The sequence below is a fragment of the Flavobacterium sp. SLB02 genome, from assembly GCF_009664855.1.
GTDB lineage: Bacteria > Bacteroidota > Bacteroidia > Flavobacteriales > Flavobacteriaceae > Flavobacterium.
The window spans coordinates 4,409,416-4,430,610 of sequence record NZ_CP045928.1 but is presented as its reverse complement, the minus strand read 5'-3'; the positions used below and the strand labels follow the sequence as shown (position 1 = coordinate 4,430,610).

Sequence of the window (21,195 nt, the reverse complement as noted above, 5' to 3'; positions counted from 1 at the left end):
AAAATGTTAAATTTGCGTAGCATTGTTTTTACTGCGCTTTCATTCAAAATATATGAAAATAAATAAATATAATAGTCTTGTTTTTGCCATGCTTTTCGGGTTTGGTTTATCATCTCAGGCACAATCAAAACAATGGACATTAGAAGAATGCGTACGTTATGCATTAGATAATAATATCACAATAAAATTATCAGAATTAGATGTAAAGAATGCAGCAATTGATAAAAAAGGTGCATTTGGTAATTATCTTCCAACGGTAAACGGAGATGCTTCGCACTCCTGGAATATAGGTCTTAACGTAAACCCTGTAACCAATATCGCTACCACTCAGACTACACAATATTCTTCAGTGGCAGTTAATGCAGGGATTGATATCTATAAAGGGTTGCAAAATCAAAATACGTATCGAAGAGCTAAGCTTTCTATTATAGCATCCAAATATCAATTATTGAAAATGCAGGAAGATATTTCGTTGAATGTGGCTAATGCATTTTTGGAAATTCTTTTTAATAAAGAAAATTTAAAAGTAAAAAAAGAGCAATTATCGATTGATCAAAAACGTTTAGCCCGTTCTCAGGAAATGGTGAATGCAGGAACAATTCCTCGAGGTGATTTGTATGATTTAAAAGCTACTGAGGCAACAGATCAGCAAGCTATAATTGTTGCTGAAAACAGTTTATTAATTTCTAAATTAAGTTTAGCACAGCTTTTACAATTAAAAGAATTTGCAGATTTTGATGTTGTAGATGATACAAACGCAAAAGATGAAAATAATATTCTGGCGCAGACTCCGGTTGATATTTATAACAAAGCCAAAGAAATAAGAACAGAGTTAAAATTAGCCCAAACAAATCTTGAAGTAGCGGAGAAAAATGTTGCTATTGCAAGAGGTGCTTATCAGCCAACACTTAGAGGTTTTTATCAATTCAGCACAAGAGCCAGTTATAGCGACAGAATTATAGGAGTTGATGCTAATGACCAGCCGGTTTTAGCAGGTCCGCTGCCAATTTTTGATCAGTTTAGTGATAACAAAGGACATAACTTTGGTTTTCAATTGAGTGTGCCTATTTTTAATGGTTTCTCAGTTAAAAATAATGTTGAACGAAATAAAGTAAGTTTAGAGAAATCTAAAATAGATTTAGAGCAAAAAAGTTTAGATTTGCAACGTAACGTTTACACTGCTTTTACGGATGCAAAAGGAGCTTTAAATGCATATGAATCATCAACGGTAACCTTAGAGGCAAGACAACAGGCTTACAACTATGCAAAAGAAAAGTATGATGTAGGTTTGATGAATTCATTCGATTTTACTCAGGCTCAAACCTTGTTAACCAATGCTCAGTCAGACGTTATCAGAACAAAATACGATTACATGTTTAAAATAAAAATACTTGAATTCTACTTTGGAATTCCAATAGTTCCAATTATCACAAAATAATTTATTATGTCAAAAAAAACAATTTATTTCTTACTGGGTGGTGCGGTAGTCATTATCGCAGTTTTAATTGGTCTTTCGAAAGCAGGAGTAATAGGAAATAAAGATGAAGGAAAAGAAGTAGAGGTTTCAAAAGTAATCGCTTCAACCATTATTGAAACGGTATCTGCAACTGGTAAAATTCAACCCGAAATAGAGGTGAAACTTTCATCGATGGTTTCAGGTGAAATTATTGCACTAAATGTAAAAGAAGGACAGGTTGTAAAAAAAGGAGATTTGCTGGTTAAAATAAATCCTGATTTATATACCTCAGGATTAGATCGTTCTGTTGCAAATTTATCAGGAACTAAAGCAGGTTTAACACAGTCTGAAGCCAGTTACAAAGAAGCAAAAGCAAGTTACGAGCGTAATAAGACTCTGTATGATAAAGGAGTAATTTCAAAATCTGATTGGGACAAAGCTATTTCGACTTATGAAGTAGCCAAAGCAACAAGACAGAATGCTTACTATAATGTTCAGAGTGCTTCGGCATCTGTTACAGAAGCAAAAGATAATTTAGGACGTACTTTGATTTATGCTCCTGCTGACGGAACAATTTCTGTTTTAAATGTTGAATTGGGAGAGCGTGTTTTGGGAACGCAACAAATGGCAGGAACAGAACTTTTGAGAGTAGCAAACCTAAACAATATGGAAGTTGAAGTTGACGTTAACGAAAATGATATTGTAAAAGTAAAAATTGGCGATGAAGCAAATGTTGAAGTTGATGCTTATCTAAAAAAGAAATTCAGAGGCACAGTAACCAGTATTTCTAACTCTGCAAGTACAACACTAACATCAGATCAGGTAACTAATTTTAAAGTAAAAGTTCGTATCCTCAAAGAATCATATCAGGATTTGCTGGAAGGACAGCCAAATACTTATTCGCCTTTTAGACCAGGAATGACGGCAACTGTCGATATTATTACAAGAACTAAAAATAATGTTCTGGCAGTGCCAATTAGTTCTGTAGTGGTAAAATCAGATACTACTGCTGTAAAAGATTTTAAAGTGGAAGATCCGAATGATGATAAAAAAGCAACTCCAAAAAGCGATAAAAAGTTCGAATGCGTTTTTGTAAAAGTAGGAGACAAAGCTAAAATCAGAGTTATTAAAACAGGTATTCAGGACGATACAAATATTGAAGTAATGACAGGATTAAAACCGGGTGATGTAGTAATTACTGGACCGTATACAACGGTTTCTAAAGAACTAAATTCGGGTGATAAAGTCAAGCTTAAAAGTGCCGATTTACCTAAAAAATAGTAAGATATTCTAAAGAAATAATAATGCCAGAATGAGCGAAGTGGAAGTCTTCGAAAGTATAAAGGACTTCTACTTCGCTTAGTGTGACATAAATAATAACATTAAAAAAATAAACACATTGTCTTTTATCCTAAATATAGAAACGGCTACTAAAAATTGCTCAGTGTCCATTGCTAAAAATGGGGCAACAATTGTATGTAAAGAAATTGCAGAAGAAGGCTATTCTCACGCCGAAAAACTGCATGTTTTTATAGAAGAAGTAATTGCTGAGGCAGGAATTTCGGCTCAGGATTTAGCAGCTGTTGCCGTAAGTCAGGGCCCTGGTTCATACACGGGTTTACGAATTGGAGTTTCGGCAGCAAAAGGATTGTGTTTTGCTTTAAATATTCCTTTAATTGCGATTGATACCTTGCAGACTTTAGCTTCACAGGCAAAAGTTAGTGACGGAAAAATTATTCCGATGCTGGACGCGAGAAGAATGGAGGTTTACAGCGAAGTTTTTAATGCCAGTTTAGAAGTAGAAAGAGGAATAGAAGCAGAAGTAATCACCGAAGATTCTTTTGCATCATATACAGAAACGGTTTATTTTGTAGGTGATTGTGCCGATAAATGCAAACCGGTTTTAACTAAAGAAAACTTCATATTTTTAGAAGAAATCAAATTTCCATCTGCTGCTGCAATGAGTAAAATCAGTTATGATAAATATCAAAAAAGCGACACTGTAGATGTCGCTTATTTTGAACCGTATTATTTAAAAGATTTTATGATGGCGCCTCCATCAAAAAAACAATAAACTATTTTATTTTTCAATTGTAAACGGCTGAAATGAAATTCCGGCTTCGTCTAAAGCTATTTTGCAATTTTCTAAAGTATCTGAAAAAACAGATCCATAATCTGCTTTTTTTGCCCAAGGCCTTACTGCAAAATCAACAGAGTTTGTTGTTAGATTTTTTACAGAAACTTCTGGTGCCGGCTTTTTAAGTACTTTAGGGTTATTGTTTAAAACATCTAAAAGAATCTCTTTTACTTTTTTAATATCAGAGTCGTACGAAACTGAAAATGTAAAATCGGCTCTTCGTTCTCCCTGCATAGAGTAATTGATAATGGTCCCGTTTGATAAAGCACCATTAGGTACAAAAACAGTTTGATTATTACCCATAAGCATCTTGGTAACAAAAATTTGAATTTCGACTACAGTTGCTACAACTCCTTGTGCTTCGATCGTATCGCCAACTTTAAAAGGTTTAAAAACGATAATTAACATTCCTCCTGCAAAATTAGAAAGCGAACCTTGCAATGATAAACCTACTGCAAGTCCCATGGCACCTAAAATGGCAACAAATGACGAAGTTCCAATTCCAAGTTTGTCAATAACTGTTACAAATAATAAAATTCGGAGTGCCCATATTAAGATGTCCGAAAGAAACCTTGTTAAGGTAGGATCTAAATTTCTTTTGATCATTACCTTTGTAATAATTCTGTTTATTAACCTGATGGCATAGATACCAACAAACAAAATAATAAATGCCGAGATTAATTTAGGAGCATAGTCAACTAATATGTCAATAAATTTAGTAATGTAATTGCTAACCTGGTCTGGGTTCATGTTCATGTTTTTCGAATAAAAAAACCTTCTCAAAGAGAAGGCGTATTAATGCTGCAAATATAGATATATTTATTTTATTAGAAAAAATGAGTCCTTATTCCTTAGGAGGAATCGTATCAATAACTTCGTCTGTTGCGGTTTCAGTTTTTTCAGCAGTATCTGCTGCAGTTTCGACCACTATGGTTTTGGTTGTGCTGGATGTCTCGGTTGTTTTTTCTTTTACAGAATCGATTACGTCACTTAACGAATCCGAAGCTTTTTCGACATATTCGCTTACTATATCTTTTGCCTTGTTCGCATATTCAGCTGCACTTTCAAGGATAGGTTCTGATGCTTCTTTTGCTTTTGCAATCGTTTCCTCGGCAAAAGTTTCTGCTTTGTCAATATAAGGAGCGGCAGCTTCTTTTGCCTGCTCAAACTTAACCTCGGCCTGATTGGCCAAATCTGTAGTTGAATCTTTGGCTGAGCCAAATAAATTCTTGAAAAATGAAGATAATCCCATAGTTTTATATTGATTGGTTTAGAATACAATATTAAACTATTTTTATCACACTAAAACGGAATAATTTATTGAAAATTAAGGAGATATGAATTCAATAAAAAAGCGCCTCATTTGAGGCGCTTTCTATATTTTTACGAATAAATAATTATGCATTTACAGCTTCTACTTTGATCGCTTCATCATTCAACATACTTTTTAGCATATTTTCGATTCCGCTTTTCAAAGTAAAAGTAGAAGAAGGACAACCGCTGCAGGCACCTTGCAAAATTACTTTTACCGTTTTGTCGTCTTCATTATAAGAGTCAAAAGCAATGTTTCCACCATCAGCCGCAACTGCAGGTTTCACGTATTCTTCTAATATATTGATGATTTGTTGAGAGGTAACATCTAATTTATCAAATGCTTCATCTTTTGTAACATCATTTTTAGTGGCAACTTCAATTAAACTTTCATCTAAAACAGTTCCTCCGTTCTCGATATATTGTTTGATAAAAGTTCTTACTTCTAAAGTAATTTCATCCCAATCGTTGATATCATATTTAGTTACCGAAATATAATTCTCATCAATAAAAACTTCTTTTACATACGGAAATTTAAACAATTCTTTTGCCAGTGGAGAAGAAGCCGTCTGATCGATATTTTTATACTCAACGGCATTTTTGGTCAGCATTCTGCTTACTACAAATTTTAAAGCAGCAGGATTAGGAGTGGTTTCTCCGTAAACCGTGATAGGTTGCTTTTTAGGCGCATTCTCATCCATTTTTATGATGATACCGCCTTTGTCTACAAATGAGGCAATTTGTTCAGCAACAGCATCTTTTACATCATCCCATTCCACAATACTGTATCTTTCGATGGCAATAAAGTTTCCTGAAATATATACCGTTTTTACAAACGGAAGATAAAATAATTGTTGTGCTAATGGCGATGCTTGTGCTTCATCGATATTTTTAAATTCAAAATTTTGATTTTTTGTAATGAAATCTTCAAATTCGAACTTTAGTATAGTTGGATTTTGAGTTTCTTTTATGGTGATTTTTGTCATGATTTGTAATTTTCCACAAATTTAGTAAAGTTATTTTCTACTAATACCTATATTTGATTTTTTAATAAAATAATTAAGACTCTTTTCAAATAAATCGTATTAAATTGTGAGAGTCTAAAATTTATACCAACAAATTTGCCTTTATGAAATTTAGAATCAGGGTTTTATTTATTTTTTTAATCGTAACATCTTATTCCTATTCGCAAGAAGGAATACCCGTTTATTCAGATTATTTATCAGATAATTATTACTTGATTCACCCCTCAATGGCAGGTGCTGCCAATTGTGCTAAAATAAGATTAACAGCTAGAAAACAGTGGTTTGGTCAGGAAGATGCACCACAACTTCAAACCTTAACTTTTAATGGTAGAGTAGGCGAACGATCAGGGGCCGGAATTATTATTTTTAATGATGAAAATGGTTATCATTCGCAAAAAGGAGTAAAGCTTACTTATGCGCACCATATTATGTTCTCCAGAGATGAAATCGATCTAAATCAGCTTTCATTTGGTATTAGCGGAGGAATAATTCAGAGCCAGCTTGATGAAACTAAATTTGGAGGAACTTTTGACCCAATTGTTTTTGGTCAGATTCAAAAGGATTCTTATTTTAATATTGATGTTGGAGCCTCTTATAATTATCTTGATTTTTATGCCCATGCAACAGTACAGGGATTATTAGAAACCAGAAGAGAATTGTACACGGACTACGAAAGTGATAATGTTAGAAAGTTTTTATTGAGTGCCGGATATGTTTTTGGTAAAAGCAATAGTATTACCTGGGAGCCATCGATTTTATTTCAATTATTTGATAAAACACAGCAAAAATCTATTGATTTAAATATGAAGGCTTATAAAAACATGGATTTTGGTAGCTTGTGGGCTGCATTATCGTACAGAAGAAGTTTTGATGGCGTACAATATAGTAACTCAAATAATGGAGTAGCTTCTCAAAAATTGCAATATATCACACCTATAATAGGTGTAAACTATAAAAACTTTATGTTTGCTTATACATATTCTCAGGTTACCGGCGATGTGAAATTTGACACTGGCGGATACCATCAAATTACTTTGGGAATTAATTTATTTTGTAAAAAGGAACGTTACGATTGTAATTGTCCGGCCATTAATTAAATTTTTATCATGCTTATAAAATCTGTAAACGGAAAAACCCCTTCGATCCCTGAGGATTGTTATGTTGCTGAAAACGCTACAATTGTTGGCGACGTTGTTTTTGGAGATTCCTGCAGCGTTTGGTTTAATGCTGTAATTCGCGGCGATGTAAATTTTATTTCGATTGGGAATAAAGTGAATATTCAGGATGGGGCAATTATACATTGTACCTATCAAAAACACCCCACTATTATAGGAAACAATGTTTCGATAGGACATAATGCTATCGTGCATGGATGTACGATTCATGACAATGTTTTGATTGGAATGGGGGCCATAGTAATGGATAATTGTGTTGTAGAAAGCAACTCAATTATAGCTGCGGGAGCTGTTGTTACTCAAAATACAATTGTACCTTCTGGAGCCATCTACGCAGGTGTTCCGGCAAAAAAAGTAAAAGATATTGACCAGTCAGACTTTGCAGGCGAAATTGAACGTATTTCGAACAATTATGTCATGTATTCGGGTTGGTTTAAAAACGAAGAATAAAATTTTTAAATTCCAAAAAATAATCCCGATAGGTATCGGTTTTTTTTGGGAATTTAAAAAACTTACAAGTTGATTCTTTCGAAAAAAGCATTTTTATAACTTTCGCTTATCGGGATTCGTTTGTCGCTAATCAAAACTTTATTTTTCTGAATCGATTTTACATGTTTTATATTAATGATATACGACCTGTGAATTCGGGAGAATCCTTTGCTGGAGAGTAAGTTTTCCAGCTTTATTAAACTGATTAAAGTCAGCGTGAATTTATTATCTGTCGTGTAAATTTTGACGTAATCTTTTAAACCTTCGATAAATAAAATATCTGAAAAATTCATTTTGACGTTTTCATATTCTGCCCTTACAAACATAAAATCCTGTTCTAATTCAGGAGCAGTGGTGTTTTCAGAAATGGCCTGAATGGCTGTTGAGGGGTTTAAAACCTGTTGCGCACGTACAACCGATTTTAAAAAACGATGAAACGGAATAGGTTTTACTAAATAGTCTACAGCACCCAGGTTAAAACCTTCTACGGCATAATCAGAAAAAGCAGTTGTAAAAATAACCAAAGGCTTTTTTTCGATTGTATTTAAAAAATCAATTCCGGAAAAATGTGGCATCTGAATGTCCAGAAAAATCAAATCAACATTGTTTTGGTTTATAAATGAAACGGCATCGATAGCATTATTAAAGGTACTGATGAGTTCGAGCGAATCTACTTTTCGAACAAAATCTTCTAATAATTCAACCGCTAAAGGTTCATCGTCTATAATTACACATTTCATTTGTTGAAGATTTAGATTTAAAGATTTTATTTGGTGCTCAAAAGTAGTTTTAAACCAGTAAATTAAGTTTTAAAATTATCATAAAATACGGATTATGCTCGATTATCCTTTTACAATAATTGTTTTGCTTAAAGTATAACCATCTGTTAGATTACCTGTTAGGGTAGCTAATTCATCAGCTAAACTGTCAGAGAAGACATTGTCTTTTGTGTTCGAAGTATCGGCCTGGCCGTGAGCGGCATAGTTGGTACTCGAATATACGGTACTCGAAATAGTTTTGGGAAAAGCAATTTGTGTTACCAGTAATGATGAGCCGCTGGCGCTCAAAACGTCAACATGTATATGCGGTGCCCTGCCCTGATACCAGCCAGGAAAAATCGAAAGAAACGAAACTTCTCCTTTTGAATCTGTAGTTTGTCTGCCTCTTAAAAAATGAACTGAGGTATAATCCGTTTGTTGCATTGAGGTTCCGCCGTATTCTGAATAATTTCCGTCTTTGGCGCAATGCCATACATCGACCAAAACACCGGCCAATGGCGAGCAATTATTGTTTTTATTTTCGATAACTAAATTAATAAGCAACGCAACTCCAATTCTATCAGATTTTATGTTTTCTAAAACTAACTGACTAGGTGTTTTAATAGGGAATGGGCCTTTGGTTTCTGATGGAGAAACAGAACAGCTTCCATCTCCAAAAGTGTCTGAACCGGAATCATCATTGTCACTTTTAGAACATGATTCTAATAATTTAGAAGCTGTGGCCAGTGAAGCAATTCCTAAGATACCATTTCGGATGAATTTTTTTCTGTCCATAATCCGTTATCTTTAATTTATTGCGGTCTGAATTTTGTCTAATTTTAAATTCAAATGCACACGATAATAGTGATTGTCTTGTGTAATGTTGAGTTCGTGTGCATTAGGATAAAGCAAGTCCAGTCGGTTTTGAATGTTTACCAATCCAATTCCTGAGTTTTCAGGATCTTTAATATAGTTTTCAATAGTATTTTCGATCCAGAAATCAAGACTGTTTTCAAGAATAAAAATCTTAATTTTTACATGTGCGGCACCTTTGTAATCGGTTCCGTATTTAAACGCATTTTCAACAAACGAAATAAGCAATAAAGGTTCAATAAACTTGTTTCGGGTATCACCGTGTACATTGATAACAATGTCTTCGATATTGTTGAGCCTGAGTTTTTGTAACTCGATATAATTCTGGATGTAATTGACTTCTTTTTCTAAAGCCACCGTTTTATTATCTGTTTCATAGAGCATATAGCGCATGAGCTCTGATAATGTTACGATGGCATCAGGGACCAAATCAGATTTCTTGTGTGCCAGTGAATAAATACTATTTAAGGAATTGAATAAGAAATGCGGATTGGTCTGTTTGCGCAAATAAATCAATTCGGTATTTGTTCTGTGTGTTTCTGCAATTAATTTGTTTTGCTGATTGTTATAAAATTCTGTAAGCGTTCTAATAATAGCGCTTATGGTAATAATTAAGATATAAAAAAATGAAGGCCCAATTTTAAAAAATAAAGGCTGTCTTGTTGCTAACACTGCAGCTCTTACTCTTCGGCCTTTATACATTAATTTAAAATCTTCTGGCGGTATGGTGTGCATAATGTTGCTAGGCTTTAATTGTCTTACCTGCGAAAAGTCAGGAATAAAATAATTAATCCTTATAATCATAAATAATAAAATAAGAGCAAATACAAATACAAAATACAACCAGTATTTTTTTTCTAAAAGTAATACGGGAACCAAATAAAAGTAATTGAGATAGAACAGGATAATTCCTGTAGCCCATTGTACATAAAAATCATTGTTGATCCTGAACGGACTTTCGTAAAACTGAATTAATGAAGTCAGAATGAAGAAAATCCATATAATGCAATGAAATAAAATTTTATTTGAACTCGTGTTTCTGATAGTATCTATTGTCATTTATAATTTAATTTTTAATAAAATTAAATCATTTTTGGTTACGGTTGGTGATATGTTCTGATTGAGTTTGTTTACTACTAAATGAGCGACCTTTAAGGCGTCACTTTCACTAGTAAAACTTTTAGTGTCGCTTATTACCGGAATCACAGACTGCCTGATTATAATTTTATTTTTAAAAGCAATGGAATAACCCCAACCTGACGTAGTTCTAAAGGATTCCGTTTTAAAATTTTCATTTTTCACACAAGCTGTAAATAGTAAAACCGGTAAAAGCAACATTAAATTCTTCCGGATTTTACTCCAGAAGAATTGTTTTTTATGATTAATTATCGTCGTCACTTTGTTCGTCTAAAGGTTTAAACTCCCAGGCATCATCAAAATAGGTAGAACCTACTCTTCCAAGCATATAAAAACCACGATTGTTTATGGCAAAACCAACTGCATCTGTTCTGCTGGCTCCTTCCATTGGGGTTCTTTCTACCCATAAATCTGTTGATGGATTGTATTCCCAGGTTGTTTTTACATTTTCTCCTCCCACAATATATCCTAATCCGTTCATGGTGAAACTAGAAGCATTCGAACGAACAATTGCGTATTCATCATTGTAAGAATAATCATCATCTGTGTCCTTATCTATATCACGTTTTCTGGTCCATACATCTGTAGCAGGATCAAACTCCCAGAAATCTTCCTGATAAACTCCGTTATTAATTCCGGTTCCAAAATATACTTTGTTTGCAATTACAAAAGCAGTAGCATTACGGCGTTTATTTCCACTAAATCCGTTTACAAGTGTCCATGTATTGGTCAGGTCATTGTACTGATAAAAATCTTTAAGGTAATTTCCGTCATAGCCAGTTCCAAAATAAGCCTTTCCGCCAGCCTGAAAACCTACCGCAGCATAACGTCCTGTTCCTGCAAAATCAGCTTTTTGAGTCCAGCTATTACTTGTAGGGTCGTATTGATAAAAGTCTTTTAGTTTATTGGTTCCATCGTAGCCAAGACCAACATAGCCTTTATCATTAAGTGTAAAACTAGAGGCAGAGCTTCTTCCAATTCCTGTAAAATCAGCTTTTTGTTCCCAATAATCTCCGGTAGAATTGTACGCCCATAAATCTTTTAAATAAACGTCACCCGTATAACCTGTTGCTACATAAGCATAATCTCCAATAACAAAACTGGTAGCACTAGATCTTGCAGGTCCATCAAATGCCGATTTTTTAATCCAGTTTCCTACTAAATCATCGTCGTCATCGTCGTTGCTGCAGCCAATAAAAAAGAGGCTTGAAAACAATGCCGCGAATAATATTCCTTTTTTCAAATTATTCATAGTGTATTAAATTTATTTATTGTTTGTATTTAATGCCAATTCCTAAAACATAACCATTACCGGTATTAAAGTCATATACTTTATGATTGTCCTTATCGATGAGGTTGTATTTTTTATTAAAATCATATCCGGCTTTAAAATTTAGAAACCAGTTTTTGTCTACATTTCTTTCGTATTCAAGTGCCGTAGTCATTTGCGATAAGCTCACTTTTGAGGCATTGTTACTTAGATTATTTTCTGGGTCTAAATGATAAAAATTACCATTGAAACTATTGTTTACACTAAATTTGTTTCGAATATTGTTTGAGTATGAAATTTTTGAATCCGGAAACCCAATGAGCAAAGAAGCTTCGTTGTTTACTTTGTAGTTTAAGGATGCAACAGGCAGGAATTTAGGAGAACCAAAAATGCTTGTTCTTGCCATTCCAATGCTGAAAAACGTCTTTGAACTGAGTTGCTGCTGAACCTGAAAACTTCCTAAAAGGGTGAAATCATTACTGTCTAAATTACTTTGAAAATTTACCGTTGGCGTAATCGAAAAATTCATATTTGTTGTTTTTGAAATCTTGCGAGAAAATTCAAACTTGTTCTGAATCTGATTAAACTGATCCAAATTCGTATACGTAATATTGCTGTCTAATTCATAATTCACTTTCAAATTAGAATATTCTAATATGTTTGTTATTTTGTTTCTCGAACCTATTTCTTTAATAAACGTTATACCAATATTGGTTTCATTAAATTTAATCTTATCGGTAGGTTCTGTTTTTGCATTCGCATATACTGAAAAGTTCTCCTGAGCTTTCATGCTGAAAATTGAAATCAAAAAAAACGAACAAATTAAAAACCTTGTTTTCATTACTTATTTATTGGTTCAAAAGTAGGTGGCTAGTGGTTTTAAAAAAAAGAAGATATATGTACGGTACTTTTTGATAGACTAAATGGCACTTTTTAAGGCTGAGTGAAGTATTTGATGGTATTGATATGTTATAGATGTTTTTTTGCCTTTTATAGTCTAAAAACGCTTGGTTGTATATGTTATAGTGTAGTGCAGGAGAGTGCAATTTATATTTGTTCAAAAAATTTGAATATGCACAAGTTTATATTGATGTTGTTTTTGGCAATAACCGTAATTTCATGCGGAACTGATTCTGATGCCGGCGAATTTGTTGTAGGGTCAGATTATCTCGCCGTAGGTAATAAAGTTATTTTAATTGATACCGTTACAGTGGAAATGTCTACGATAAATTTTGACTCTCTTGTCACCTCCAGTCAAAACCGTATTTTGATAGGGAGTTATGAAGATCCCATTTTTGGGGAAGTAAAATCGAACAGTTATTTTCAATTGGCTTCAAATTCGTATGTATTAAATAGTAGCGGTTCTGATACAGAAACGACCAATTATGTTTTTGATTCTATTTCGATGATTCTAAAATATGATAACTATTATTATGGGGATACCACAAAGGTGCAAACTTTTAATATTCATCGACTAACTCAAAAAGTAAAGCCTAATACCGAGGATAAAAGCTTCTATAATAATTCGTCATTGACCTATAGTGACGAAAGTTTAGGAACAATATCTTATAAACCCAGGCCAATTGAGAAAGACTCTGTCAATATTAAAATGAATGATGCTTTTGGAGCGGCTCTCTTTCAGAAATTAAAGAAAAGAGAAATTACAGACTTTGATAGTTTTAATGAATATCTAAAAGGTCTCGTTCTTGTGCCGGTAACTTCAAATTCTACCAGCGTTATTGGTTTTCATGTTGCAACAAGCAAAGTCCGGCTGTATTACTCAAAGTATCAGGCAGACACTGAACAAGTTTCTTTTATACTAGATTTTACTATTACGGATGCTGCAAAACAATTCAATGCCATTTCATCCGACAAAACGGGAACTTTACTTGAAAATTTACCTGTATCGAGCAGTAAACTTTCAAGCGCATTAACCAATAAGCAGGGATTTATTCAATCGGGTTCAGGTGTGGCGTGCAGGATCGATTTTCCGAATATCAAGCAGCTTAAAAAGATAGCTGCCAATGGAGCAATTGTAGATGCTAAAATTCTTCTGAAACCTGTTAGTAATACGTATTCTCAAAATTATCCTCTGGCTGATTCCTTAAAGATTTATGTGGCTGATAATTTGAACAGGTTGAGCGGTTCATTACAGAATTCTGCAGGAACTGCGGTTTTTGGTATTCTCAATAAAAAAACTGATGAGTTTAATGAAAACATTGGATATACGATCCCTATTGGTACTTTTTTGCAAAAAGAAATGCTAAAAAATACAGATTCCCGATCCTCTCTTATCCTGACATTACCTTCAATTTCTAAAGCCGTGGGTCGAATTGTTTTAGGTGATCAAAAAAACTTAAACAATAAAATCCAGCTTAAAATTTATTACATCTCTTATTAAATGAAAAGTAAATTCGTGTATTTAAGTTGCTTCATGGTTTTGTCGCTAACTTCGTTTTCGCAAAGTATTTCAAGTTCGCCTTATTCGTTATACGGGGTGGGTAGTTTATATGATGCTGATTTTGGTGTAATTCCTTCCATTGGTTCATCGGGAATTGCTTTGCCATCAGATACTTTTATAAATAATCTAAATCCGGCAGCATTAGGATATTTACCTCAAAATCATTTTATGTTTGACATAGGAGGAAAGGCTATTGCAACAACTTATCAAAACAATTCGAAAAGCGAAAGCCGCAATAATTTTCAATTTTCGCATATTGCTTTTGCCTTTCCGGTTACTAAAAATTCGGGATTTAGTTTGGCTTTAAAACCGTATTCGAGTGCTGCATTTAAAATTTCAAACTTAAAAATGCCTATAGAAAATAGTCAGGATTATTACTATTTAACTGCTATGGGGTCTGGCGGATTAAATAATTTTGATTTTTCATACGGCTATCGATTTGGAAAAAAATTATCTCTTGGAGCGTCGGCAGCTGTATTGTTTGGAAATACAAGTGACGATCGAAGCTTTTTGATTTCGAATTCGATTACCAGTATTCAGAAAAAAACAACGTATAACGGCTGGCGTGGTACATTAGGAGCGCAATATAAAATTGATTCTACTTTTACCATTGCTACCACATTCAAACTACCGGCTCAAATTAAAGCCTCAAAGGTACAAACGGTTCAGACTATTGCAGATGATGTTGTCACTACTGTAGAGTCTAATGTTAAATCGGATACAGACGATTACTACGTGCCTTTAGAAATGGGTTTTGGAATCAGTAAGCGTTTTAAAAATAATCTGAACATGACGTTAGATTACGAAAAAAGTTTGTGGAGTAATAGTAACCAGTCTGAGTTGTATGGCAATTTTGTCAATCAGGATCGATTTGCACTTGGCTTTACGTACAGAACTAAAAAGAATGTTCGAAAATATTGGGATCGAATTCAATATGCGACAGGGGTAAACTTTGATACCGGTTACCTGGAAGTCGACGGAAAACGCATCAATAATGCAGCGGTTTCTTTTGGGCTTTCTTTGCCGCTTGAAAATACATATTCGGCTTTGAATATTTCGTATTCGTACGGACAAAAAGGAAGTATTTCGAACAATTTAATAAAAGAAAACTACCATAAACTATCTCTTAATTTATCATTAGACGGAATATGGTTTATTAAACGAAAAATAGATTAAGGGATTAAAAGTCTTTTTGAATTACAGGATATTTGTATTCTAAAATTGATTTTAAAACCTCTGGATTTGAATTGACATAAAATACAGGATCACTTTTTTGATTGTCATTAAAACCCACTTTATCGCGCAAAATATTTTGAGTTTGTCTTGCGACCGCTTCTCCCGAATCAATAATCTGAATATGTTCGGGCAGGATTTTTTTAATCTGAGGAATTAAGTAAGGGTAGTGGCTACAGCCCAAAACAAGATAATCTATATTAGCATCGATCATAGGCTGCAGGTACGATTCTAGTAACTGAGTCATTTCAGGAGAATTTAGATTTCCATCTTCAATAAGCTGAACAAGTCCGTAGCCCACCTGTTCAATTATTTTAGTGTTCTGGAACATCTCTGCCGTTTTATTAAATAACTCGCTATTCAACGTTCCTTTAGTTGCTAAAATGCCAATTACTTGTGTTTTTGAGTTATTGGCGGCCGGCTTTATGGCGGGTTCAATTCCTATAAAGGGGATATCATAATTAGCACGAAGTTCTAAAATAGCATTTGTTGTCGCGGTATTGCAGGCTACGACAATCAGTTTGCAATTCTGATCAAGTAAAAAATCAACATTTTTTTTGCTCAGGGCAACAATCTCTTCTTTTGTTCTCTGACCATAAGGAGCATTTTTACTATCGGCTAAATAAATAGTTTTTTCGTTTGGAAGTAAGTCGTGAATGGCGCTCCAGATGGAAGTTCCTCCAATACCAGAATCAAAAATGCCTATAGGATTGTTATTCGTCATGCTACAAATTTAGTGTTTTTTGAAATAAATTAGTATTCCAATTTAGGTGAAATGTGCGAATATTTCGGTTTTTTAGTTTTAATTAAATGTAAAAAAAAACTGCTTAAATCTTTTACAAGTTTAAGCAGTTTTTTTATTTTAAGAAATCTGTTTTTTAGAATCCTAAATCTTTTTTTACATCAGCAGTCAAGTTTGGACCGTCAGCTAATAAAAGAGTAGAACCATCTAATACATATTGGAAACCTTTAGCTTTTCCAACTTTTTGGATAGAAGCTCTCACTTTTTCCATTAATGGTTTTACGATGTCAGTTTCTTTTTGTTGTAATTCTTTTTGAGCGTTGTCTCTGTAGTCAACGATTCTTTTTTGCATGTCCTGAACTTCTTTAGAACGTTCTGTGTTTACAGCTTCTGTTACTGTTGCAGCTTCAGCTTCATACTTTTTGATTTTTACTTGGTATTCGTCAACCATTTTTTTGTATTCTGCATCGTATGTACCACTTAATTTTTGTAATTGGTTTTGTGCATCCAGCATTGCAGGCATTTTCGACATAATCTCGCTAACATCAACATGAGCTACCTTAGCTTGTGCGTTCATTGTGTTACTTGCTCCTAAAACTAAAATGGCAGCAATTAGTAAAGTTTTGATTTGTTTCATCATTTTTAAAAATATTAATTAATTATTGGTCGTATTTGATTTTTGTGCTTCGGCTTCTTTTGCTTTTTTAGCCGCTTCTCTTTCTTCTAAAATTTTCTTTCTTCTCTCTTCTAATTCTTTTTTACGTTCCTCGTAAAGCTTTTGTCTTTCTGCTGCTTTGTCTACTGCAGGCTGAGTTGTTGTTGTCGCTGCAGGTTGTGCTGTTGCATCAGTTTTTGTAGCGTCTGTTTTGGTTGTCTCTGTTTTAACTGGTTCAGAAACCGTGCCATTTTTTTTCGCTTCTCTTTCAGCTGCAATCGCTTTTCTTCGATCGTCGTATTCTTTTTTCTTAGCTTCCTGTTCTAAACGTCTGTCTTCAATTAATTTTTCTCTGGCAGCCCTTTTCTCGTCTAATACTTTTTGTCTGTCCTGCATTGCCGGATTTTCATCAATAGCATTTTCTATTTTTTCTTTGGCTTCCTGATCTTTCAATTGTTTTTTAGTCAGTTGCTCACGTTTATCAGTACGGTTTAAAACACGAATAACCTGATCGCTAATATCAAATCTTTTATTACTAAAAAGCATTGTTAAATCGGATGATTTATCAAAGATAAAATCATAATTTTTAGCTTCTGCTATATCCTGAACTGCGGTAAAAACCTGATCTTGTATCGGCTTTGCCAATGCTGCCTTTTGGTGGATCAAGTTTCCGTTAGCTCCAAATTGTTTGTCCTGATAAGTCAGCATTTCACCTTCCAGAAATTTAATTTCTGTTTCCCTTTCATCAATAAGTTCCTTGGTAAGTAAAGCTCTTTCGGCTTTAAGTCCCTCTTTAAGTTTATTGATCTCGAGTTTTTTGGCTTCTATATCTTGTTTCCACTTTTGAGCTTTTAACTCTAATTGAGCCTTAGCTTCTTTATAATCTGAAACATTTTCTAGAATATATTCCATGTCGATGTAACCAATCCTTGTCGTCCTCGTCTGAGCCTGACTAGTATATGCTACAATCAAAGCTGAAAATATAAATAAAAATTGTTTTCTCATAATATTAGTCTATTTGAAAATTTCAAACAAATGTACTAAAATTTCTACTAAAACTGTTGTCCAATAATAAAGTGAATTTCTTTACCGTGTGCTTTAGTCTCTCCCGGTTGAGGATCAAATCCATAACCCCAGTCAATACCTAATAATCCAAACGCAGGCATGAATACACGTAAACCAACACCAGCAGAGCGATAAAGGTCAAATGGGTTGTAAGCTTTAAAAGTTGGGTATGATGAACCAGCTTCTAAAAAGGCCAACGCATAGATCGATGCAGATGATTTTAATGTAATTGGATAACGTAATTCCATAGAGAATTTGTTATAAATCGTTGCTCCAATTTGCTCATTGTTGGCGTTTACAGGAGTTAAAGAGTTATTTTCATAACCTCTTAATCCGATAGTTTCTCTACCATCCATTGAGTAACTCTGCATTCCGTCTCCTCCTAAATAGAAACGTTCAAACGGTACAACACCTCTTGTTTGATCATAAGCACCTAAGAAACCAAACTCGGTTAATGTTCTAAGAACTAATTTACCATACAGTTTAGTATACCAGTCTGCTTTAAATTTAATTTTATAGTACTCTAACCAATTGTATTTCTTTTGATCGACTTTTCCCTGGTCAGTATCAGCACTTGCATAATCAGATCCAACACTTACAATTCCTGACTGTCCGTTTACTGTTTCTGTTTTTACATAATCACCTGTATTAAGAGGCTGTCCGTCTACACCTGAAGTTGGTGATCCTGTATATTGTGATTTGTATTCTTTTTCATTTTGTAAATTTCCGTAATCAATACCATTAAATAATGAATAAGGAGGCGTTACTTTTGCAGAAATACTAAAGTCTGAACCGTAAGTTGGGAATATTGGGTTAACCCCTTTATTACTTCTTGAAAGTCCGATTGTATAAGCTAAGTTTCTTGATGCTCCGTTACCAAAAGTAAATAATCCTGTGTTGTAATTATTTAAATCATAATGTTGGTAACTCACAGATTGTGATAATACAAAATAATCATCCGGCACAGTAAGACGTTTTGCTAAACCTACTTGTAATGTTAAGATGTTAAAACTTTTGCTTTTATCTACACTTCTTGTAGCATAGTTATTTAAGAATTGTTTACTATAAGAGATAGATGAACTAAATTGTACTGGTTTTTTACCTCCGAACCATGGCTCTGAGAAAGAGATACTATACGTCTGGAAATAGGTACTTCCTTGTAAACGAAGTGATACTTTTTGTCCGTCTCCCATTGGTAATGGCTTGTAAGACTCTTTGTTGAAAATGTTTCTGGCAGAGAAGTTGTTAAATGACAATCCTAAGGTTCCAATGAAACCTCCACCACCATAACCTCCCTGAAGTTCAACCTGGCTGGATCCTTTTTCTACTACGTGGTATTCGATATCAACAGTTCCTGCACTGGCATCAACATTCTTGAATTTTGGATCAATTGCCTCAGGATCAAAGAATCCTAATTGTCCAATTTCACGAATAGTTCTAACCAATTGTTCTTTACTGTATTTTTCTCCCGGCTTAGTTCTAAGCTCACGGTAGATAACGTGGTCATTGGTTTTGTCATTTCCTACTACAGATATTTTATTAAAATAAGCAATAGGTCCTTCTGTAACCCTGATTTCAAAATCGATAGTATCGTTTACTGTTTTTACCTCTACAGCATTGATATTAGAGAACAAATAACCATTGTTTTGGTATAAGTTTGTAATGTCTTCTGCATCAGGTTTTGTTTTATCAGCGATACGTTTTTCAAGTAAAACTCCGTTGTAAGTTTCACCTTTTTTAATTCCTAAATAACGGCTTAATAATTGATCCGGATACACTGTATTTCCTAGGAATTTAATATTACCAAAGTAATATTTGTTTCCTTCTTCCATCTTTATTTTAATGGCAAGCATATTTTTCTTCTTGTTATAAGTAACAGAATCATAAATAATACGTGCATCACGATATCCTTTTTCTTTATAGGTAGCAACAACTTTTTCTAAGTCGGTTTTGTATTTTTCAGGAATAAACTTTGAAGATTTTAAAATACGAAGTATATTTTTTTGCTTTGTATCTTTCATCGCAGCTCTTAATTGAGAGCTGGTAAGTTGTTTGTTTCCAATGAAATCGATACTGCTGATTTTTACTTTATCACCTTTGTCTACCCGAACGAGCATATTTACGTGATGACCGTTTACCGTATCAAGAGTATTTGTAATAGTAACTTTGGTGTTGTAGAAGCCGTCTTTTTTATACTTGTTTTCGATATAATTTTTGGTTGTCGTAATTAAGTTTTCGTTGACAATTTTGTTTTTGGTCAAATTGTTGTCCTTAATTAGTCCTTCGACTTTGCTTTTCTTGATACCAACGAATTTTACTTCATTTAGTTTAGGAAGCTCAACAATGTTAAGATCTAAATAAATACTATCATTTTCGATTTTATTGACGTAGAAGGCAATTTCATCAAATAGACCAAGTTTACCTAACTTTTTGATAGCGCCACTGATTTCTTCACCAGGTACGGCTATTTCCTGTCCTTTTTGGAGGCCGGAAAAGGTAACAACAGTTTGTTCATTGAAGCTTATTTTACCAACAACAGAAACTTTAGCAAGAATATATTTTTTTCCCTGATCAAAAGGAACTCTTTCTTGTGCTTTTATTTGTGAAAAACTACCCAAAAGAACTAGGGTAAGGACTATTTGTATTCTTTTTTGTAACACTAAAATATTATTTAATTTGTTCACTGGTTTTTCCAAATCTACGTTCTCTTTTTTGATAACTAATAATAGCCTCATATAAATCTTGATCTTTAAAGTCTGGCCACAAGACGTTAGTAAAATATAATTCTGCATAGGCGATTTGCCACAGCAAAAAATTACTTATTCTATGTTCTCCACTTGTTCGTATTAATAAATCTACGTCAGGTAAATTTTGCGTGTAAAGATGCTCATTTATAATTGAATCGTCAATAGCGTCTATTGAAATTATATTATTTTTAACTTTATCACTGATGATTCTCACGGCATTTACCAATTCTTCTCTTGATCCGTAACTTAAAGCCAGGGTTAGAGTAAGACGGGTATTATTTTTTGTTTTGTCTATTACATCCAATAACTCTTTTTGAGCTGATTTTGGTAATTTGTCAAGATTTCCAATTGCATTAAGTTTGATATTGTTTTCCTGCAAAGTAACAAGCTCTTTTTTTAATGAATTGATTAATATTTTCATTAATGCTTCGACTTCTAATTTAGGACGATTCCAGTTTTCTGTAGAAAAAGCATAAAGCGTTAAGTACTCAATGCCAAGTTTGGCACAAGTGGTAATTGTTTTTTTTACAGATTTTGTTCCGTTTTCATGACCAAATGCTCTTAAAAAACCTTGTTGTTTTGCCCAACGGCCATTTCCGTCCATAATTATGGCCAAATGTTTGGGTAAGTTTGTGTGATCTATAGAGTCTTGTAAATTCAT

Annotated in this window: 21 protein-coding genes; 7 read left to right on the top strand and 14 right to left on the bottom strand. The window is 33.7% G+C overall.

What is annotated here, in order from left to right; all coding sequences use genetic code 11:
* Positions 1-52: 52 nt before the first annotated feature.
* From GIY83_RS16485 to tsaB, 3 genes are all read left to right on the top strand, one after another.
* The gene (locus GIY83_RS16485; protein WP_208682537.1) at positions 53-1,438 is read left to right on the top strand and encodes a TolC family protein; all 1,386 of its coding nucleotides are present in this window, start codon (positions 53-55) and stop codon (positions 1,436-1,438) included.
* Between the two features lie 6 nt (positions 1,439-1,444).
* Positions 1,445-2,737, top strand: a complete 1,293-nt coding sequence (locus tag GIY83_RS16480; protein ID WP_194618057.1) for an efflux RND transporter periplasmic adaptor subunit — start codon at positions 1,445-1,447, stop codon at positions 2,735-2,737.
* Between the two features lie 118 nt (positions 2,738-2,855).
* Positions 2,856-3,530, top strand: coding sequence for a tRNA (adenosine(37)-N6)-threonylcarbamoyltransferase complex dimerization subunit type 1 TsaB (gene tsaB, locus GIY83_RS16475; protein ID WP_194618058.1), 675 nt, complete (start codon positions 2,856-2,858; stop codon positions 3,528-3,530).
* Positions 3,531-3,536: 6 nt separating this feature from the next.
* On the opposite strand, the gene GIY83_RS16470 is transcribed toward tsaB, so the two are convergent.
* The 3 genes from GIY83_RS16470 to GIY83_RS16460 form a co-directional block, all read right to left on the bottom strand.
* Complete coding sequence (locus GIY83_RS16470) at positions 3,537-4,349, bottom strand: mechanosensitive ion channel family protein (protein WP_194618059.1); 813 nt, start codon at positions 4,347-4,349, stop codon at positions 3,537-3,539.
* Positions 4,350-4,437: 88 nt separating this feature from the next.
* A complete protein-coding gene (locus tag GIY83_RS16465) occupies positions 4,438-4,845 on the bottom strand; it encodes a YtxH domain-containing protein (RefSeq protein WP_194618060.1) in 408 nt (135 codons plus the stop codon).
* Between the two features lie 145 nt (positions 4,846-4,990).
* Entirely contained in the window at positions 4,991-5,890 is a 900-nt protein-coding gene (locus tag GIY83_RS16460; protein ID WP_194618061.1) for a NifU family protein, read from the bottom strand.
* A 143-nt stretch (positions 5,891-6,033) separates the two neighbouring features.
* On the opposite strand from GIY83_RS16460, the gene GIY83_RS16455 reads away from it, so the two are divergent.
* Positions 6,034-7,026, top strand: a complete 993-nt coding sequence (locus tag GIY83_RS16455; protein ID WP_194618062.1) for a type IX secretion system membrane protein PorP/SprF — start codon at positions 6,034-6,036, stop codon at positions 7,024-7,026.
* A 9-nt stretch (positions 7,027-7,035) separates the two neighbouring features.
* Positions 7,036-7,554, top strand: coding sequence for a gamma carbonic anhydrase family protein (locus GIY83_RS16450; RefSeq protein WP_194618063.1), 519 nt, complete (start codon positions 7,036-7,038; stop codon positions 7,552-7,554).
* Positions 7,555-7,616: 62 nt separating this feature from the next.
* Here the strand turns inward: GIY83_RS16450 and GIY83_RS16445 are convergent, their stop codons facing one another.
* From GIY83_RS16445 to GIY83_RS16420, 6 genes are all read right to left on the bottom strand, one after another.
* A complete protein-coding gene (locus GIY83_RS16445) occupies positions 7,617-8,333 on the bottom strand; it encodes a LytTR family DNA-binding domain-containing protein (RefSeq protein ID WP_173972201.1) in 717 nt (238 codons plus the stop codon).
* Between the two features lie 102 nt (positions 8,334-8,435).
* Complete coding sequence (locus GIY83_RS16440; protein WP_194618064.1) at positions 8,436-9,146, bottom strand: intradiol ring-cleavage dioxygenase; 711 nt, start codon at positions 9,144-9,146, stop codon at positions 8,436-8,438.
* Between the two features lie 12 nt (positions 9,147-9,158).
* Positions 9,159-10,283: a sensor histidine kinase gene (locus GIY83_RS16435; RefSeq protein ID WP_194618065.1), complete on the bottom strand. Its 1,125-nt coding sequence runs from the start codon at positions 10,281-10,283 to the stop codon at positions 9,159-9,161.
* Entirely contained in the window at positions 10,284-10,622 is a 339-nt protein-coding gene (locus GIY83_RS16430) for a DUF4907 domain-containing protein (protein ID WP_229029124.1), read from the bottom strand. It lies immediately after the preceding gene.
* Positions 10,606-11,613, bottom strand: coding sequence for a kelch repeat-containing protein (locus GIY83_RS16425; RefSeq protein WP_194618066.1), 1,008 nt, complete (start codon positions 11,611-11,613; stop codon positions 10,606-10,608). Before GIY83_RS16425 ends, GIY83_RS16430 begins: the two co-directional genes overlap by 17 nt.
* A gap of 16 nt (positions 11,614-11,629) precedes the next feature.
* Positions 11,630-12,421, bottom strand: coding sequence for a DUF6268 family outer membrane beta-barrel protein (locus GIY83_RS16420; RefSeq protein WP_229029123.1), 792 nt, complete (start codon positions 12,419-12,421; stop codon positions 11,630-11,632).
* Between the two features lie 282 nt (positions 12,422-12,703).
* Between GIY83_RS16420 and GIY83_RS16415 the strand changes: the two genes are divergently transcribed.
* Positions 12,704-14,032 (top strand): DUF4270 family protein, encoded by a 1,329-nt coding sequence (locus tag GIY83_RS16415; RefSeq protein ID WP_228520537.1) that lies wholly within the window; start codon positions 12,704-12,706, stop codon positions 14,030-14,032.
* Complete coding sequence (locus tag GIY83_RS16410) at positions 14,033-15,268, top strand: aromatic hydrocarbon degradation protein (protein ID WP_194618068.1); 1,236 nt, start codon at positions 14,033-14,035, stop codon at positions 15,266-15,268.
* A 4-nt stretch (positions 15,269-15,272) separates the two neighbouring features.
* Here the strand turns inward: GIY83_RS16410 and murI are convergent, their stop codons facing one another.
* The 5 genes from murI to GIY83_RS16385 form a co-directional block, all read right to left on the bottom strand.
* Positions 15,273-16,049 carry a glutamate racemase gene (gene murI / locus GIY83_RS16405; protein ID WP_194618069.1) on the bottom strand — a complete coding sequence of 259 codons (777 nt, stop codon included), beginning with the start codon at positions 16,047-16,049 and terminating at the stop codon, positions 15,273-15,275.
* A 154-nt stretch (positions 16,050-16,203) separates the two neighbouring features.
* Positions 16,204-16,707: an OmpH family outer membrane protein gene (locus GIY83_RS16400; protein ID WP_194618070.1), complete on the bottom strand. Its 504-nt coding sequence runs from the start codon at positions 16,705-16,707 to the stop codon at positions 16,204-16,206.
* A 15-nt stretch (positions 16,708-16,722) separates the two neighbouring features.
* Positions 16,723-17,727 (bottom strand): OmpH family outer membrane protein, encoded by a 1,005-nt coding sequence (locus GIY83_RS16395; protein WP_208682533.1) that lies wholly within the window; start codon positions 17,725-17,727, stop codon positions 16,723-16,725.
* A gap of 47 nt (positions 17,728-17,774) precedes the next feature.
* Positions 17,775-20,522: an outer membrane protein assembly factor gene (locus GIY83_RS16390; protein WP_208682531.1), complete on the bottom strand. Its 2,748-nt coding sequence runs from the start codon at positions 20,520-20,522 to the stop codon at positions 17,775-17,777.
* Entirely contained in the window at positions 20,455-21,195 is a 741-nt protein-coding gene (locus GIY83_RS16385; protein WP_194618138.1) for an isoprenyl transferase, read from the bottom strand. Before GIY83_RS16385 ends, GIY83_RS16390 begins: the two co-directional genes overlap by 68 nt.

What these genes read in the sequence shown, in the direction of transcription:
- GIY83_RS16485 (WP_208682537.1), top strand. Translation starts at nt 53, where the DNA reads ATGAAAATAAATAAATATAATAGTCTTGTTTTTGCCATGCTTTTCGGG.
- GIY83_RS16480 (WP_194618057.1), top strand. Translation starts at nt 1,445, where the DNA reads ATGTCAAAAAAAACAATTTATTTCTTACTGGGTGGTGCGGTAGTCATT.
- GIY83_RS16470 (WP_194618059.1), bottom strand. Translation starts at nt 4,349, where the DNA reads ATGAACATGAACCCAGACCAGGTTAGCAATTACATTACTAAATTTATT.
- GIY83_RS16465 (WP_194618060.1), bottom strand. Translation starts at nt 4,845, where the DNA reads ATGGGATTATCTTCATTTTTCAAGAATTTATTTGGCTCAGCCAAAGAT.
- GIY83_RS16460 (WP_194618061.1), bottom strand. Translation starts at nt 5,890, where the DNA reads ATGACAAAAATCACCATAAAAGAAACTCAAAATCCAACTATACTAAAG.
- GIY83_RS16455 (WP_194618062.1), top strand. Translation starts at nt 6,034, where the DNA reads ATGAAATTTAGAATCAGGGTTTTATTTATTTTTTTAATCGTAACATCT.
- GIY83_RS16450 (WP_194618063.1), top strand. Translation starts at nt 7,036, where the DNA reads ATGCTTATAAAATCTGTAAACGGAAAAACCCCTTCGATCCCTGAGGAT.
- GIY83_RS16445 (WP_173972201.1), bottom strand. Translation starts at nt 8,333, where the DNA reads ATGAAATGTGTAATTATAGACGATGAACCTTTAGCGGTTGAATTATTA.
- GIY83_RS16440 (WP_194618064.1), bottom strand. Translation starts at nt 9,146, where the DNA reads ATGGACAGAAAAAAATTCATCCGAAATGGTATCTTAGGAATTGCTTCA.
- GIY83_RS16435 (WP_194618065.1), bottom strand. Translation starts at nt 10,283, where the DNA reads ATGACAATAGATACTATCAGAAACACGAGTTCAAATAAAATTTTATTT.
- GIY83_RS16425 (WP_194618066.1), bottom strand. Translation starts at nt 11,613, where the DNA reads ATGAATAATTTGAAAAAAGGAATATTATTCGCGGCATTGTTTTCAAGC.
- GIY83_RS16420 (WP_229029123.1), bottom strand. Translation starts at nt 12,421, where the DNA reads ATGAAAGCTCAGGAGAACTTTTCAGTATATGCGAATGCAAAAACAGAA.
- GIY83_RS16415 (WP_228520537.1), top strand. Translation starts at nt 12,704, where the DNA reads ATGCACAAGTTTATATTGATGTTGTTTTTGGCAATAACCGTAATTTCA.
- GIY83_RS16410 (WP_194618068.1), top strand. Translation starts at nt 14,033, where the DNA reads ATGAAAAGTAAATTCGTGTATTTAAGTTGCTTCATGGTTTTGTCGCTA.
- murI (WP_194618069.1), bottom strand. Translation starts at nt 16,049, where the DNA reads ATGACGAATAACAATCCTATAGGCATTTTTGATTCTGGTATTGGAGGA.
- GIY83_RS16400 (WP_194618070.1), bottom strand. Translation starts at nt 16,707, where the DNA reads ATGATGAAACAAATCAAAACTTTACTAATTGCTGCCATTTTAGTTTTA.
- GIY83_RS16395 (WP_208682533.1), bottom strand. Translation starts at nt 17,727, where the DNA reads ATGAGAAAACAATTTTTATTTATATTTTCAGCTTTGATTGTAGCATAT.
- GIY83_RS16390 (WP_208682531.1), bottom strand. Translation starts at nt 20,522, where the DNA reads ATGAGGCTATTATTAGTTATCAAAAAAGAGAACGTAGATTTGGAAAAA.
- GIY83_RS16385 (WP_194618138.1), bottom strand. Translation starts at nt 21,195, where the DNA reads ATGAATTTACAAGACTCTATAGATCACACAAACTTACCCAAACATTTG.